The organism is Clostridioides sp. ES-S-0001-03, assembly GCF_020676075.1.
Lineage (GTDB): Bacteria > Bacillota > Clostridia > Peptostreptococcales > Peptostreptococcaceae > Clostridioides.
The window spans coordinates 518670-535407 of record NZ_JACVWJ010000001.1 but is presented as its reverse complement, the minus strand read 5'-3'; the positions used below and the strand labels follow the sequence as shown (position 1 = coordinate 535407).

Genomic DNA, 16738 nt, shown 5'->3' with positions numbered 1-16738 from the left:
AAAATATTATTTATGTATAGTTGTTTAGTGCACTTAATCTTATTATTTATATTCTCTAAGTTTATACTTTTTATTGACATCATGCTCTGCTCTTACAAACTCTAAATTTCCTTCTCCCATTAATTCAGACATTCTTTTCTTTCTATCACTTAACCAATCTTTATCAATATTTTTATAGTACTTGTAATCTGTCCAATATATTATTGATGTTATTTCTTCTGGATTACTTTCACTAATCCATATCTCAGAACCAGCAAATCCTTCTAATAATTCTAGACCTTTAATCCAAATCTCATAATCTAATTGTAAGTACTTTTCTATTAATTTAGTATCTATCCTAAAAGTTAGCTCTTCAATAAATAAAGGTCTTTCAAATGATTTTAATTTCATATTATATACTTCCCTCTTTAATATTTGACTACTTTTTTATTTAAATGCTTTTTACATTTAAGTACTTTCAACATAATATTCTTGCATATAACCACTCTTTATTTTTACTTCTTGCAAGACTACCTTCTAGCAGGAGGTACATGTATTGCTTTACCTACTATTCCCATAGTAGCTTCTGCAAAAGCTTCTGATAAGGTTGGATGTCCATGCATAGTACTTACAACTTCTTCAACTGTCAACATTGCTTTCATTGCAATTACAGCTTCATGAATTAAATCACTAGCATTAGGCCCTATGATATGAACCCCATATATTGTAGTCTTATCTTTTGAAGCAATTACCTTAACCATACCATCTGAATCATTCATTGTAAGAGCTTTTCCATTACCAGAAAACTGAAATTTACCAACGACATAGTCTAAGTTTTTATTTTTGGCTTCTTCTTCAGACAATCCAACTGTAGATACCTCTGGAAAAGTAAAAATGGAATTTGGTACTAAGTCATAATCTACACTTGTTTTTTCCCCTACAATTCGTTCAACAACTACTTTGCCTTCTTCAGATGCAACATGTGCAAGCATTATTCCTCCAATTACATCTCCAATTGCATAAATACCTGGTACAGATGTACAGTAATTTTCATCGACTTTTATTCCCTTTTTATCATATTTGATGCCTAAATTATCTAGATTTAGTCCATCTACATCTAACTCTCTTCCTGTAGATATAAGTACATTATTACAAGCAATCTTTGTTTTTTCTCCATTCTGATTTATATCTACTACTAGTTCTTTATCACTCTTAGATATTTCTTCTACTTTTGATGAAAGTAGTATTTTAATCCCCCTTTTATTAAGTAGTTTAGTTAACCTACTAGATACCTCATTATCAACCATAGGAATTATATTATTCAAGAACTCAACTATAGTTACATCTGAACCAAATTCATTTAAAATTCCTGCAAACTCAATTCCTATAACTCCACCTCCAATTATTACTAATTTCTGAGGCAACTTAGTTATTTCTAAAGCTTCTTTACTTGTTATTACTCCCTCCAAATCAATCCCTTTAATAGGAGGCTTAGAAGATTTTGAACCAGATGCAATTAAAATATTTTTTCCTTTAATTATCTTCTTTGAGCCATCTTCTAATTTTATCTCTACAGAATCCTTACTTATTAACTTTGCTTCTCCCTTTTCTACAGTCACTTTATTTGCTTTTAATAATCCTTTTACACCACTAGTTAAGGTCTTAACTATATGTTTCTTTCTTTTCTGAACTTTTTCCAAGTCTAATTTATATTCATCAACTTTTATCCCATATTCTTCAGCATGATTAAAATAATTTAAAACCTGTGCATCTTTAAATAGTGTCTTTGTAGGAATACAACCTGTATTTAGACAAGTACCTCCAAATTCATTCTTTTCTACAATTATAACTTTTAACCCCAGTTGAGCTCCTCGAATCGCTGCAACATACCCACCTGGACCACCACCAATTACGATTAAATCAGCGTTCATATTTATTTTTCCTCCTTTTAAGTTATAGATATTAATATCTATAATTAAAATTTTAGTATCAATATTTATAGCTTGTTAAATCTACTTGATTTTTAATACCATAGCAAAGTTTCTGACGTGTAAAAATAAAATTATTTCTATGCATTCCTACTATCAATAGTTCCGAATGTGGATGTTCTAAATGGCTATAAGCTGTTGTACAGCCTGGAGTCATTTTTCCACCAACAAATACCATGGAATAATTCATAAAATATTCGTCTAATAATTCATTTTCAATTAGGTGAGTACAGTATGAAGGAGATTCGATACACATTTTTTCTATCCCTAGATTTTTAAGTACATAAAGTAATATCTTAGAGTCTGGAGTACTATCTTTACCAGTAACAATTACAGGACAAACATCAAAATCTTTGTATAATTCTTCAAATTTATAATCATCAACATCCTTAATTGAATTAAAACTCCCTATACATATGTGTTTTAAAGGAGAATTTTCTTTTATATAATCCCAACCATTTGGAGATGTGGCTATAACCATTTTATATTCCTGACTCTTATCAACTCTAAATGTATAATGGTCAAATGGAATATCTCTAGCATCAAAAGAAACTACTACTCCACATGGCTGATATTTTTTATTTAAATAGTCTTTTCTTTGCTGTGTCAAACTTTCATCAAATACATGGCATGTTATCCCAGGTTCATTTTGCAACGTTCTAGCCCCTATAATTACAGCATCTGAATATGCTCTTAGAACATTTAAAACCCAAAAATCTGCCAAGGCTCCATCTGGATCAACAAAATTATTTTTTCCAATTAAAGGGCCTGCTTTATTGTCTTCATATGCCATTTTTCCATCAGATGAAAGCACCATAGATGAAAATATATATGGTCTTTTATCTTTTGATTTTGGAAAAAACAACTCTGTATAATACTCTAAAGCATCTGGTATACAGATATTTTCATTAGATTCTTCTTTTATATTGTCTAATATCTTTTCATTTCTATTTAATACATTTATTTTTAAGTTATGTTTTGGTATATTGAAAAACTCAAGCTTATTCATACTTTGACCACCTTCTCTCAATTATTTTTTATAATCCATAAATTCTTTTTCCCCATTGCATATTTCCTAGACCAACATCCTCTATTAACTTACTTGATATTTTTTGAGTTTTATAGATTACTTTTTCTTCATCTATATTAACTATTTGATTCTTATCCATAACTACTTTTCCATCTATAATAGAAGTTTCTATATTATTTGGAGTAGATGAATATATTAATGAACTAATTGGGTCGTGAACTGGTATAGAAATTGCACTTTTATATGGATTATAAATTATAATATCAGCATTTTTTCCTATCTCTATTGACCCTAAGCAGTCTAATTTATTTATGGATTTTGCTCCTCCAAGTGTTGCCATTTCCAGTACACTTGACGAAGGTAAAAGCTTTGCATCTCTATGAGTAACTTTTTGTAATAATGTAGTCATTTTCATTACTTCTAACATATTTTGAGTATCATTACTCGCTGAGCCATCACAAGCTAAACTTATAGTCAATCCATTTTCAATAAGCTTTGGAATTGGTGCTACTCCTGCTGCTAGAACCATATTAGATACTGGATTATGAGATATTTTAACATCATATTTTTTAAATAACTCTATATCTTCATCTGACATTTGTATGCAGTGGACTGCAATAAAGTCAGGCCCTAAAATTCCTACTTTTTCAAGATATGGCACAGTCTTCATACCTCTATCTTCTAAACAGTATTTATCATCGTCCTTAGTCTCAAGTAAATGCATAGTTATTGGAATATGAAGCTCATTGGCTATATTTCTCATTTCTTTGTATCCTTCTTCTGTGTTATCCCATATAATACCAGGAGCTAATGCTAAACTTATTCTCGAGTGGTCTCTATATTTTTTCTCTAATCTTCTGACATCATCAAAAAACTTTTGTTCTGTATCATGATAGGTACAACCAAATTCTTTTGGGAATTTACTTGTATCTGTAAATCCTCTACCAAGTATTCCTCTTATTCCTAAGTCTTCAAATGCTTGAATTATACTATCATCAAGACCTTCTTTTCCATGACAGTACATATAGTCAAGTATAGTAGTTGTACCTGTTCTAATTGCTTCTATACATCCTGTTAAAGCTGCATAATAGCAACATTCTTCATCTATTTTATGTATAGCTCTTCTAACAGAGCTATCAAGCCAGTCTAACAATAATTTATCTCTTCCTAATCCCTTTAGCAAAGTCTGAAATAGATGAGAATGAGTACTTATAAATCCAGGTAAAACAAATTTACCTCTAGCATCTATAATTTTTTCAGAGATGTATTTTTCTAGTAAATTCTTCTTTCCTATATCAATTATCTTGTTCTTTTCAATTATTATACAAGCATCATTTAGTATTTCCCTCTCATTATTCATTGAAATTAGATAAGCGTTTTTAATTATCAAATCTACTTTTCTCATGTAGTAACCTCCATATAATTTTTTGCTATATCTTAATTTTGACAGATAGTTTGGAGAGAAAAAATCTTTCGAGAAACGCATAACAAACTATCTGTCAGATTACTAGTATACTATAAAATCACTTTAAATCTGGCTGAATTACATCCATCTAAAATCTAAAAGATTTTGTGTGACTTCTTGAAGAAAACGTGCTCCAGGAGCTCCGTCTACTACTCTATGGTCATGAGTTAAACTCATATTCATTGTTGAACCAGCGTAAAATGCACCATCTTTTACAAGAACTTTTTCTATTATACTTCCAATACCTAAAATTGCACTTTCTGGTGTATTTAATACTGGGGTAAAGTATGTTATTCCAAACATCCCTAAGTTAGTTATAGTAATAGTTCCATTACTCATTTCATCAGAATTTAACTTGTTATTTTTAGCTCTATCACTTAAATCACTTAGTTCAATACATATTGTTTTTAAGTCTTTTAAATTTGCATTTTTTATTATAGGTACCACCAAGCCATTTGGAATATCTACAGCTACACCTATATTAATTTCGCTACTTACTTTAAAATGATTTTCATCAACTATTTGTGTTCTAAGTTTAGGATGATTTTCAAGTGCTTCAGCTACAGCCTTTATTATAAGAGCTGTATAACTTAATTTAACTCCTACTTTTTTATACTTTTCTTTCAATCCTTTATATACTTTTGATAAGTTAGTAATTTCTAATTCAGTGGCAATTGTAGTTTGAGCTGTTGTCAATAAACTCTCATGCATTTTTTTTGCTATTACATTTTGCATTGGTGTCATCTTAGTTACCAAATCATTTTCTCCTATGTTTACCTTAATGTTATTAACTTGAGAAATATTGGTAACTTCTTGCCGTACTTCTTTTTCTACTACTTTATTTTGATTGACTTCCATAACTTCTTCTACTGGATTATTGTTCATGAAATTTTTCAAATCATCAATTGTTATTGAACCATGTATTCCTGTACCCTCTATATTTGAATAGTTAATTCCTTTTTCCTCAGCTATTTTTTTAGCTCTCGGAGTTATTTTTTTCTCTATATTTAAATCTTTTTTCTTAGTTGCATTTTCTAAACTTAAAATATCTACCTCTTTTTCATTATCAGTTTTATCTATCAAGTTAAATCCACTAATATCTTCATTGGCTTCTGCAATTATACAAATTAGTTCTCCACAATTAGCAATATCGCCCTCTTCAAAAAATTTTTTTCTCAATACCCCACTTTCTGGTGCTTCAACAGTATTAGTAATCTTGTCAGTTTCAACTTCTAAAATTTCATCACCCTTATTTACTACACTTCCTTCTTCAATCAACCATGTGCCAATTGTTCCTTCCTCCATAGAAAGACCAAACTTCGGCATCTTAACCTCTGTAATCATTGTTTATCCTCCCCTGACTAATATTGCATAACTTCCTTACAAGCCTTAATTAGATTTTCTAATTTTGGTAGAACAAAATCCTCTAAAACTGGTGCATATGCTACTGGAGCATCAATTGATGTAACTCTTTTTATTGGTGCACTTAGATACTCAAATACATCTTCATTTATCATTGCAGATATTTCAGCAGCCCATCCTCCAACTCTTGGACCTTCTTGAGCAATAACCAATCGACTAGTTTTCGCAACTGACTCTACTATAGTTTTTTTATCATAAGGAAATACAGTTCTAAGGTCGATTATCTCTACACTAATCCCTTCTTTTTCAAGTTGACTTGCTGCTTTATGTGCTAACCCTAACATCATTTGAGTAGCTACTATAGTAATATCACTTCCAGTTTTTTCAATCTCAGCTTCATATAGAGGAATTTCATATGGCTCAACTGGCACCTCTCCTTTGACATTGTATAGCATTTTATGTTCTAAAAATAATACAGGATTATCGTTTTTTATAGCTGAAAGCAACATCCCTTTAGCTTCATAAGGTGTTGTTGGTGAAACTACTACAAGCCCAGGTGTATTCATAAACCATGACTCTGCACAAACTGAATGATGATATGCACAGCGTATACCACCTCCCTGTACAGCACGAACAGTAATTGGGCAATGTGCTTTTCCTTGGAACATAAAATTTAATTTTGCTGCATTATTTACAAGTTGGTCAAAACAAACTCCCAAAAAATCTGCAAACATTATCTCTGGAACTGGTCTTAGTCCACAAAGTGCTGCACCATTTGATAATCCCAATATAGCTGATTCTGATAAAGCTGTATCTTTTATTCTATTTGGCCACTTAGCCATTATTCCTTTAGTAATCCCAAAATCTCCACCCATTTTAGCTACATCTTCACCTAGTATAAAAACTCTATCATCATTTTCCATAGCTTGATGAAGTGCTTCATTTATTGCCATTCCATATGAAAGTTTTCTTCCCATTATCTTATCTCCACCTCTCTATCAACATATGTGTGTGTAACTGCATCTTTAATATCTGGTGATGGACTCTCCAATGAGAATCTCAGCATTTCTTGAACATCAGCCTCTATTTCTTCTTCTATTTGCTTAAGTGATTCATCTGACATACCTTCTCTTTCAATAAGTATCTTTCTAGTTAACTTGATTGGGTCTCTATCTTTCCAATACTTAACTTCTTCTTCAGGTCTATATGCTGCTGGGTCTCCTGCAAAATGACCTTGCCAGCGATAAGTGAGAAATTCTATTAAAGTTGGTCCTTCACCTTTTCTTGCCCTATCTGCTGCTATTTCCACTATCTCAATTACTGCTTCTACATCATTTCCATCTACCCTATAACTTGGAATCTCATACCCCTCGCCCCAAGTTTTTAATTCTTTTTGAGGATGTGAATCTGTATAGTGTGTAGATATAGCATATTGATTATTAAGTAGGCAATATATTATAGGAAGTTTCCATGTTGCTGCCATATTAAGACTTTCGTGGCAAGTTCCTTCTCCTAAAGTTCCATCTCCTAGAAATACTGCTGTAACATCATCTGTTTCTTTATACACAGATGCAAAAGCTGTACCAAGACAAGTTACCATAGTTGAACCCTGTATTCCATTAAACCCCATATTTCTACATTCAATATCATTTATATGCATTGAACCGCCTCTACCACCATTTATTCCTGTAGACTTAGCAAAAATTTCTGCCATTACAAGTTTTGGGTCAGTACCACAAAGTGCTATAGTTCCATGACCTCTATGGTCTGGAAATTTATAATCTGTTTTTCTAAGTGCATCAACTATGCCTGCTTGACAAGCTTCTTGCCCTATACTTAAATGAACAAATCCTGGTATTGTTCCATTGGCAGCATATACTTCTATTACTTCTTCAAATCTGCGAATCATAACCATGTCACGGTATAATTTTTCTAATCTTAACTTACCTAATGCCATCTTATCTCCCCCTGAATCAATAAATTTTTAAGTTGTTTATTTTAAGAAACTTTTTTCAAGTACTGAGTAATTTATTTCTCCTGCCGAAAATGATTTCCCAGTATTTATATTATGTATCTGTATTTTGCCTATTGAGTGTACATCATGGTCTACATAGAAAAAGTCTCTTCCTGCCTTCTCAAATACATCTTCAAACAACTCTCCATAATTTGGAGACGAAGTTTTCCCTGCCAACTGGTGTATAGTTTTTGCAATAGCAGTATCAGTCGAATCCACCCAAAACTCAGTTTCACTACCATAAATCAATGCATCATTTATTCTTCCCATAGTCTTAAGTTCATCTTTTAATACAGGTGCGATTGGTGCTTTTCCTCTAGCAAGTACAATTTGACCTGCATCAAAGTTTTTTTCAAACATCTTATGGCATACTTGCTCAATAATTCTTGCTGACACTTGCATTGATGCTACAATACATGTACTTGGTGAAATTAATATATATGTGTCTTCTGGTTTTACTTTACAGGCATTTGCAACCTCTAAGACCGTTTCATCATTAGGATATTTTATATCTTGGATACATAGGACTGCCTCATGATAAGTGTCTTTATATGGAGTCATTTCAAAATACCAGTCTGATTTAACTCTTGCTAAAGCTCTTGCTGGTCCTGACCCAATAGTTGCAAATTCACCTTCTCCAAGTTTCCATCCAGCAATCTGTGAACCCATACATGCAATCAATGGTTTATCTATAAATACTTCAACTGCTGAGAAAGAATATTCATCATTTAATTTAAAATCTCCTAATGATACTGTTCCTAGGTCGCCTATAGAAGCCCTAGTAAATAAAACACCTGCTTTCCAGCTTCCACTACAATTTAATCCCATATCAATTATAGTTGCTCCACAATCCATCTTAACAACTTCACACCCTAATGCCTCTGCATCTTCCAGTATCTCTCTTACTACCACCATAGCTTTCTTGTTTAAACTTATCATCTTTATACCTCTCAATATATATTTTATTTATGCCTCCTTCCCACATACATCAATTGCAGCTCCCATTATTGGACTTGCTTCATCAGATGCTAAGAAAGTTACAACTTTTGATACTTCTTCCACTTGCAACATTTCTTCAAGTGGTATCGTAACTGCATCATCATAGTCAAATCTTTTTCTTGTATATTCAGTATTAGTCATACCTAAATATATTGCATTTACATTGATTCCATACTCTTTTACTTCTTCTGATAAAGTTTGAGTAAAACTTACCATCCCACCTTTAGAAGCAGCATATGCCCCAAAACCCGGAAAAAAATGTTTTGCTGCTGTAGAACTAATATTTATTATTTTTCCATACTTTTTATCAATCATTGTTCTAAGAACAGCCTTAGTACAATAAAAAGTTCCACTTAAATTAGTCTTTATCTGAACATCCCAATCTTCAATTGTAGTATCAACTACTGGAGCTGATTTATGGAGAGCTACATTATTAATCAATACATCTACACGCTCAAATTTATCTATTACTTCACTAAAACAAACTTCTACTTCTTCTGGTTTGCTTACATCACAAACTGAAACAAAGGCTTTACCACCAGATTTAATGATTCTTTCTGCAACATTATCCAATTTACTTTTAGTTCTACCAATTAAGACTACTGTTGCTCCTTCAATAGCAAAATCTAAAGCAAATCCTGCTCCTAATCCTTGCCCTCCTCCTGTTATCACAACAACCTTATCTTTAAATCTTAAATTCACAATCCATCACATCCTCTACATTCTTATAATTCAAACTTATATTTAGAAAAATGTCTTACATTTCAATATCTAAAGTATTTTAAATAAATATCTTTTTACTTTGTATAACTAATTTCTTTTGTATAAAACAACATTAAATATTTATATTATCCATTAAAATATTTTTCTTTAATGGCAAACTATAAAAATCACAGTTTAACGCATTTGCTACTGCATTTGCTACTGCTGGTGCTGATGGTACAACAGAACATTCACCTATACTCTTAGCTCCAAATGGACCTCCAGGTTCTCCACATTCTATCATTCCAACTTTTATTTGTGGCATTTCACTAGCCTTTATCATATGATACGAGCGAAATGAATTAGCTTTTATTTTTCCTCTATTATCAAACTCAAGCGCTTCAGTTAACGCATATCCTATTCCCATTTGAATTGCTCCTTCAATCTGACCTTCTACAGACATTGGGTTCAAAGCTTTACCCACATCATGTACTGCAACATATTCTAAAACTCTTACACTTGCCAGTTTAGTATCAACCTCAACTTTAGCAAAATGTACACCATATGAACTCGCTCCAGTTTGAGATGCAAAAGTTTCAGCTCCTATAATCTCTCTTAAACTTACCCTTTGAGCATGTATCATGACATCGCATAAAGTGGCTTGTTTGTTGTTATTTTTGATAGAATAAACTCTATCGTCCTTAAATTCTATATATTCTTCATCCTCTTTTAAGAGTTGGGATGCTTCTTTTAAAAGTTCTTTTTTTACTGAGTTTGCTACTTTTAAAGCTGCATTTCCAGATACAAAAACTCCTCTACTTGCATAATCTCCTAAATTCCATGGTGATGCTTCTGTATCTGCCTGTATACATTCTATTTTTTCCTGGCTTATTCCAAGTACTTCAGATATAATTTGCACCTGGACACTTACAGATGCATTTCCCATATCATGAGTACCTGTATATAATACAGCTGAACCATCTTCATTCATTTTCAACATTAAGGCTGTTATATCTCTATGTGCCCCAAAGCATCCATTTCCATGTGAACCAACTGCCATACCTACACCAATTAAAAACCTACCATTTGATTCATTTTGCTGTCTTATTTGTTTTTTCCAGTCAAACATTTCAGCACCTTTTTTTATACAGTCTATTGGTCTTGGATTACCATGAGGACTTTTAAATCGTTGGTCTATTCCATCTGGTTCAACTAAGTTCTTAAGCTGTAAATCTAAAATATCCATATTTAGTTTTTTTGCAATTTTATTTAGTTGGGATTGTTGTGCAAAAAAAGCTTGTGGAGAACCATATCCTCTCATTGCTCCTGCAATTGGTGTGTTTGTATACACTGGTATTCCTGTATATCTCATATTTTCAATCTTATATGCTTTAAATACTTTATGACTCATTGCTCCAATTACATTTAAAGCACTTGATGCATATGCTCCTGTATTTGTTAGAACTTTCATATCTTGTGCTACAATTTGACCATCTTTCATAACACCTGTTTTTAGATATACAACTGCACCATGTCTAGTTCTTGTTGAAGCAATAGTTTCTCTCCTGTTAAGTTCTAGTTTGACTGGCCTACCTGATAGTTTTGCTAATAATGCTACAATTGGCTCAATTGTAATCTCTAATTTACCTCCAAAAGCTCCTCCAATAGCTGGACTTACTAGTCTAACTTTATTCATTGGTACTTCAAATAACTTAGATAAGATTATCCTAAAGCCAAAAGTATTTTGATTAGGACTATAAACAGTAAGTTTTCCACTGTAATCATAATCTGCAATAGCCACATGAGTTTCTATTGCACCATGATGTATAGCTGGAAGTGTATACTTATCTTCAAAAATATAATCAGCTTTTTTCATAGCTTCTTCAATATTTCCACACTGTTGTACACTTACTGCAAGCTTGTTTCCACCTTTATGGATTGGATATGCACCCTCTTGTATTGCTTCTTCTGGATTAAATACTGATGGTAATTCTTCGTATTCAACCTCAATAAGCTTCAATGCTTTTTCAGCAGTTTGTAAATCTTCAGCTGCAACAGCTGCAACTTTATCACCAACAAAACGAACAGTATCATCAAAGATATATTCAACCTCTGGCAACTCATGTTCATAAAATCTCATGGCACTATTAAAGGCTTTTTGAGGTGAGTTTTTATAAGTGGCTATGGCTTTTACACCTTCTAATTTTTCAGCTTTTGATGTGTCTATTTTTTTAATTTTTGCATGCGCTATAGGGCTGAATAAAACCTTAGCATAAAGCATATTTGGAATTTTCATATCCGCAGTATATTTAAGTTGGCCAGTAGCTTTAAGTACAGCATCTCTTATTGGGACTCTCTCACCAATAATTTTAAATTTATTACTCACAGGTTATACCCCCCTTATACCCCCCATCCTTTTTGCTGATAAAAGTATAGCCTCAACAATTTTTACATATCCTGTACATCTGCAAAGATTGTCATCTATAGACTTTCTAACATCTGCCTCAGAAGGATTTGGATTTTTGTCTAGTAAGGCTTTTGCCGACATTATCATCCCTGGAGTGCAATATCCACATTGAACAGCTCCACAATCAATAAATGCTTGTTGAATTGGATGTATATTGATTCCATCTGACAACCCTTCAATTGTCAATATCTTTTTCCCAACTGCGTTTCTTGCTAGAATCAGACATGAATTAACTGCTTCTCCATCTAAAATTATTTTACAAGCTCCACAATCACCAGTACTACATCCACACTTACTTCCAGTTAAATTAAACACTTCTCTTAAAACATAAAGTAAAGTCCAGCTTTTTTTTATACTCACCTTTCTCAATCTGCCATTTATATCAAGTTCAATAACATCTATAATCTCCACCTTCTCCCCACATAATTTAAATTTTAATATTTTCTATGAAATTTAATCTTTGATTAATTTATCCAAGTTATTTACTCTCCTTTGACAAGTAAAATCCATAATTACTGTTAAAAAAGGAGGGGCAAGGCGCTCCTCCTGGATATCCTTTCAGATTATACTTTTATTAAAATGAGTATCATATCTTTTGATTATTTAGTTTTTTAAGGTTTTTGGGTAAAAAAAATAGAAGCAAGGCGCTCCTTCTTGGATATCCTTTCAGATTATATTCTGCTCAAATGCAAGCTATTAGGTTTCCTTCAAAGTTCAATTCTATTTTTGGTAAAAAAAATAGAAGCAAGGCGCTCCTTCTTGGATATCCTTTAGAATTACATTCTCTAAGCTTTACAACTTACTTTACTTTCCGCTACATCTTCTTTTTCCTTAGGCAATACAATATTTAGTATTAAAGATAATAAAGCTGTTCCAGATATACCAGTCATTAAAGTGACTACAAGGCTTGGTAAAAATGCTAATGCAGCTTGATTAAAATAACCACCCATACCAATGCCCAATGAGACTGCTAAAATTGTTATATTACGATTTGTCATCTTTCCCATTCCAATAACCTTAATACCTGATGATGCAATTGTTCCAAACATCATAACTAAGGTTCCTCCAATAACTGGGTCTGGTGTTAAAGCTAATATCTGGGCAAACTTTGGGAAAAATGCTAATACGCCTAACATTACTCCTCCAAGTGCTACTATGTACCTACTTGCAACTCCTGTCATACAAATTATTCCTATGTTTGGACTACCTGATATAACTGGAAGCCCATTAAACAAGGCTGCAAAACAACTTCCAACTCCATCTGCTCTCACAGCTCTCATCAATTCTTTTTGTGTAGGTAGACGGTTTTCAACAGAACTGACAACACCTGTCGTATCTCCTATTATTTCCATAACTGTAACAATATGAATTGTACATATGGTTATAATAGCGCCCAAGTTGAACTCCAATCCCCAGTATATAGGTTTTGGCATTGCAAACCAATTTGCTTGTGCCATACTAGAAAAGTCAACCATACCAAATATTATTGCTACTACATACCCTATTACTATTGAAATTATTATGGATGCTACTTTTAGAAAACCTTTTCCAAATTGATTTAAAATAAGTGTTAATAATAATGTGAATATAGCTAAAGAAAAATTAGCAACTACATTAGGTCCATGAGCATCAAAAGATACTGCGTAGTCAAATGAAGAACTCATAAGTGATAACCCTACTGCCAAAACAACACTTCCTGTAACAGTAGGTGTAAAATATTTATGTAAATATTTTACTGCAAGAGGTCCTACTAAAGTTAAAACTAGACTTCCTACAAGTACTGCTCCAAAAGCTCCAGCAATACCAACATCATTATTTGTACTTAAGGCAATTAATGGTGCTACAAAGGTGAAACTTCCACCAGTAACAATTGGCAACCGTGACCCTATTGGTCCAATTCCCATAGATTGCAGTATGGTGCTCACTCCTGCAATCAACATCGAACATTGAATCAAAAATGCAGTCTCACTTAGTGAGAGACCCATGCCCACAGCTACTAAAATAGCACCTGACATAGTACCTGCAAAAGCAGAAAAAACATGTTGCATACTAAGCGGTATTGCTGTTAGAAGCTTTGGCTTGTCATTAAATCCATACTTGTAATTTTCCATATCTTACCCCTTATCGCTCCCGCCATTGCCGCCAAATGTATGGAGCTATGTAATAAATTATTAGTAACCTTAAAAGTTAGAGCCTAATAAATATTGCACAGTTACATTATGAAGTTTTAGTAATACATTTTGAAATTAGAAAAGCTCTAATTTAAGGAGTGGCGGAGGATTAGTTACTAAAAAAATAAAACGTTTGCTTTTAGCATCATTTTTATTTTTTGTAAGCTAGGTAATTAATCCGATTTTTAATTGTATTATACAGTCACGATTTTATACTGTCAAGATTATTCTGACAATTTAATTTTAGTTTTATTTAGAATTATTAAAGTAAAAATAATAATCAATTTGTAGAATAAAATCAGTATTAAAATACTTTAATTTTCAAATTTTTGTTATTTTATTATCTAAATTCAGTTTAATATTTATTTCTATAAAATATATACAACTTCTTATTTTAGCCATATAACACTATTTCAGTAAATATAATAAATAAAGATATATATAATAATCATAAAAATTTTAATTATTGGATAAATATAAATATTTTATTGTTTATTTAATAAAATCAGACATAGTACATATATTTTATAATACAATATTATTTTAATATATATAAAAAAAATAATTATTTTTTATTATTTTCTCATTCTCTGATATTTAAATTCTCTTCTATTAGATATTTTTTTAACATTTTTTTGTAAAAAGTTTATCTTTACATACTTACAAAAAATTTATTTTTCAAAATTATAACCATTTATTTTCCCAATTTTTCTACATATTTCAATAAATAAAAATCTTAATTTTTTATTATAAAAGTAAATTATTTTTTGTACATTTCTTATTACTCATGCTTTTTATTATTGCTATAAATTAATATCTATTACTATTACGAAAAAAAACGAAGAGTGATTTTTATTTAAATAATATTCAAACTTCGTTTTTTCTTACTAGCTATTTATTTAATTTCTAAATTTCTATTATTTTTTAATACTTTATCTTTTTAATAATCTATCTTTTTAATACTTCACCACATGGATTTTTAGTAACTTTACCTTCTTCTAATGCAATTTTTCCATTTACAATTACATATTCAACACCTTTGGCTAATAACTGTGGATTTGAGAAGTCAATCTCTTCAGACCTAGGATAGCTGTAGTTTTCCATATCAATAACTGCTATATCAGCTATTTTACCCTCTTTAAGTATACCTCTATCCTTTATTTTAAACTGGTTAGCTGGTAATGAAGTTACCCTTCTTACTACTTCTTCCAATCTTACACCTGATTTTTTATACATATCAAAGAAAATTGGAAATGCCCCTCTTCTTTGAAGCTCAAACCATGACATATCTCCACCTACACTAAACAAACAATCTGAACCAACCATAACAAATGGATTATTTATTATCTTTTTATCATGTAATTTATCAGGAAAATCTCCCCTGTACATTCCTCCTAGACAAAATATAAGTTCTTCATCTCCATATAAAAGTAAATCTAGTAATAACTTATTCTCATCTATACCTTTTTGCATAGCTATTTCACGTATTGATTTCTTTTCCATATCAATATCATTGGTATTTAGAAGTATTATACTTCCTCTATCTCCAAGTATAAATGCCTCTTTTAATATCAAAGCTCTTCCTTCTTCATTACTAAGAGCATCCATAACTCCATCCATACCTAATTCAAACAAACTAGATGATATTGCCATAATAAATTGAAGTACTCTTTTTTTCTTCATACAATGTCCAGAACTTCTTGGTACTGTATCAACCATTATATCAACACCATTGTATCTAGCTTTTAATATCTCATCAAAGGCTTCTATTTCAACTGGACTTAAATGTGATACTTGAACTCTAGCACCACTTTTTTGACCTACCTCTATAGTTTCTTTTACTGCATTATATCTTCCTATGTAATCTCTAATATGGGATGTATATATACCATCATGTTCCTTAATTAACTTTGCAATATCAACAAGTTCATCAATATCAGCATACTTACTTGGTATATATGCCAATCCAGTAGATATTCCAAAAGCACCACTTTTCATGCCATCATTTATTATATCTGTAATTTCATTTTTTTCTTTTTTTGTAGGAGGTCTATCTTTAGACCCTCCCATAACACTCCATCTTATAGTCCCATGACCCAATAAAAATCCCATATTAATAGCTATTCCACTCTTAGATATAAGATCACAATATTCTATAAAACTATCCCAATGCTTATTTTTATCTATAAGATACTTTTTTTCTTCTTCAAGTAATAGACCATTCTTATACATATATTCATATATATTCTCAGAAGAATATGGTGTTATAGAATGACCACAATTACCATTTATAGTTGTTGTAACACCTTGTTTTAGGAATTTTTCAAATTTACCATCTAGTATTGCTACTATTTCTTCATGAACATGAGGGTCAATAAATCCAGGTGTTACAACTTTTTTATGACAATCTATCATTTTATTTGTATCATCATTTATCTCAGAATCTATTCTTACTATTAAATTATTTTTTATAGCTATATCTCCATAAAAACCACTTTCTCCAGTCCCATCTATTATAAATCCATTTTTTAAAACTAAATCATATGCCACATTATTCACCC

General features: G+C 31.4%; 13 protein-coding genes. All 13 read right to left on the bottom strand.

Translation table 11 applies throughout. The features are described from left to right. Positions 1-42: 42 nt before the first annotated feature. The gene (locus IC174_RS02315) at positions 43-390 is read right to left on the bottom strand and encodes a TIGR03792 family protein (RefSeq protein WP_227482063.1); all 348 of its coding nucleotides are present in this window, start codon (positions 388-390) and stop codon (positions 43-45) included. A gap of 119 nt (positions 391-509) precedes the next feature. Next, positions 510-1910, bottom strand: a complete 1401-nt coding sequence (gene lpdA, locus IC174_RS02310; RefSeq protein WP_227482062.1) for a dihydrolipoyl dehydrogenase — start codon at positions 1908-1910, stop codon at positions 510-512. A 58-nt stretch (positions 1911-1968) separates the two neighbouring features. Beyond that, positions 1969-2976 (bottom strand): dihydrofolate reductase family protein, encoded by a 1008-nt coding sequence (locus IC174_RS02305; RefSeq protein WP_227482061.1) that lies wholly within the window; start codon positions 2974-2976, stop codon positions 1969-1971. 28 nt (positions 2977-3004) lie between these two features. Continuing rightward, positions 3005-4402, bottom strand: coding sequence for an amidohydrolase (locus tag IC174_RS02300; protein WP_227482060.1), 1398 nt, complete (start codon positions 4400-4402; stop codon positions 3005-3007). 138 nt (positions 4403-4540) lie between these two features. Beyond that, on the bottom strand, positions 4541-5806 hold the full coding sequence (locus IC174_RS02295; protein WP_227482059.1) for a dihydrolipoamide acetyltransferase family protein: 1266 nt from the start codon (positions 5804-5806) through the stop codon (positions 4541-4543). Positions 5807-5823: 17 nt separating this feature from the next. After that, entirely contained in the window at positions 5824-6801 is a 978-nt protein-coding gene (locus tag IC174_RS02290) for an alpha-ketoacid dehydrogenase subunit beta (RefSeq protein ID WP_227434351.1), read from the bottom strand. Further along, on the bottom strand, positions 6801-7781 hold the full coding sequence (locus tag IC174_RS02285) for a thiamine pyrophosphate-dependent dehydrogenase E1 component subunit alpha (protein WP_227482058.1): 981 nt from the start codon (positions 7779-7781) through the stop codon (positions 6801-6803). The genes IC174_RS02290 and IC174_RS02285 overlap by 1 nt, the downstream gene beginning before the upstream one ends. A gap of 36 nt (positions 7782-7817) precedes the next feature. Beyond that, positions 7818-8777 carry a methenyltetrahydromethanopterin cyclohydrolase gene (gene mch, locus IC174_RS02280; protein WP_227434349.1) on the bottom strand — a complete coding sequence of 320 codons (960 nt, stop codon included), beginning with the start codon at positions 8775-8777 and terminating at the stop codon, positions 7818-7820. A gap of 27 nt (positions 8778-8804) precedes the next feature. After that, complete coding sequence (locus tag IC174_RS02275; RefSeq protein ID WP_227482057.1) at positions 8805-9539, bottom strand: SDR family oxidoreductase; 735 nt, start codon at positions 9537-9539, stop codon at positions 8805-8807. A 133-nt stretch (positions 9540-9672) separates the two neighbouring features. Next, positions 9673-11925 (bottom strand): molybdopterin cofactor-binding domain-containing protein, encoded by a 2253-nt coding sequence (locus IC174_RS02270; RefSeq protein ID WP_227482056.1) that lies wholly within the window; start codon positions 11923-11925, stop codon positions 9673-9675. A gap of 3 nt (positions 11926-11928) precedes the next feature. Beyond that, positions 11929-12417: a (2Fe-2S)-binding protein gene (locus IC174_RS02265; protein ID WP_413927171.1), complete on the bottom strand. Its 489-nt coding sequence runs from the start codon at positions 12415-12417 to the stop codon at positions 11929-11931. A gap of 374 nt (positions 12418-12791) precedes the next feature. Next, on the bottom strand, positions 12792-14117 hold the full coding sequence (locus IC174_RS02260; protein WP_227482055.1) for a solute carrier family 23 protein: 1326 nt from the start codon (positions 14115-14117) through the stop codon (positions 12792-12794). Between the two features lie 1008 nt (positions 14118-15125). Then, positions 15126-16727: an amidohydrolase family protein gene (locus tag IC174_RS02255; RefSeq protein ID WP_227482054.1), complete on the bottom strand. Its 1602-nt coding sequence runs from the start codon at positions 16725-16727 to the stop codon at positions 15126-15128. Between the last annotated feature and the right edge of the window lie 11 nt (positions 16728-16738).

What these genes read in the sequence shown, in the direction of transcription:
- mch (WP_227434349.1), bottom strand. Translation starts at nt 8,777, where the DNA reads ATGATAAGTTTAAACAAGAAAGCTATGGTGGTAGTAAGAGAGATACTG.
- lpdA (WP_227482062.1), bottom strand. Translation starts at nt 1,910, where the DNA reads ATGAACGCTGATTTAATCGTAATTGGTGGTGGTCCAGGTGGGTATGTT.
- IC174_RS02285 (WP_227482058.1), bottom strand. Translation starts at nt 7,781, where the DNA reads ATGGCATTAGGTAAGTTAAGATTAGAAAAATTATACCGTGACATGGTT.
- IC174_RS02300 (WP_227482060.1), bottom strand. Translation starts at nt 4,402, where the DNA reads ATGAGAAAAGTAGATTTGATAATTAAAAACGCTTATCTAATTTCAATG.
- IC174_RS02290 (WP_227434351.1), bottom strand. Translation starts at nt 6,801, where the DNA reads ATGGGAAGAAAACTTTCATATGGAATGGCAATAAATGAAGCACTTCAT.
- IC174_RS02260 (WP_227482055.1), bottom strand. Translation starts at nt 14,117, where the DNA reads ATGGAAAATTACAAGTATGGATTTAATGACAAGCCAAAGCTTCTAACA.
- IC174_RS02305 (WP_227482061.1), bottom strand. Translation starts at nt 2,976, where the DNA reads ATGAATAAGCTTGAGTTTTTCAATATACCAAAACATAACTTAAAAATA.
- IC174_RS02295 (WP_227482059.1), bottom strand. Translation starts at nt 5,806, where the DNA reads ATGATTACAGAGGTTAAGATGCCGAAGTTTGGTCTTTCTATGGAGGAA.
- IC174_RS02315 (WP_227482063.1), bottom strand. Translation starts at nt 390, where the DNA reads ATGAAATTAAAATCATTTGAAAGACCTTTATTTATTGAAGAGCTAACT.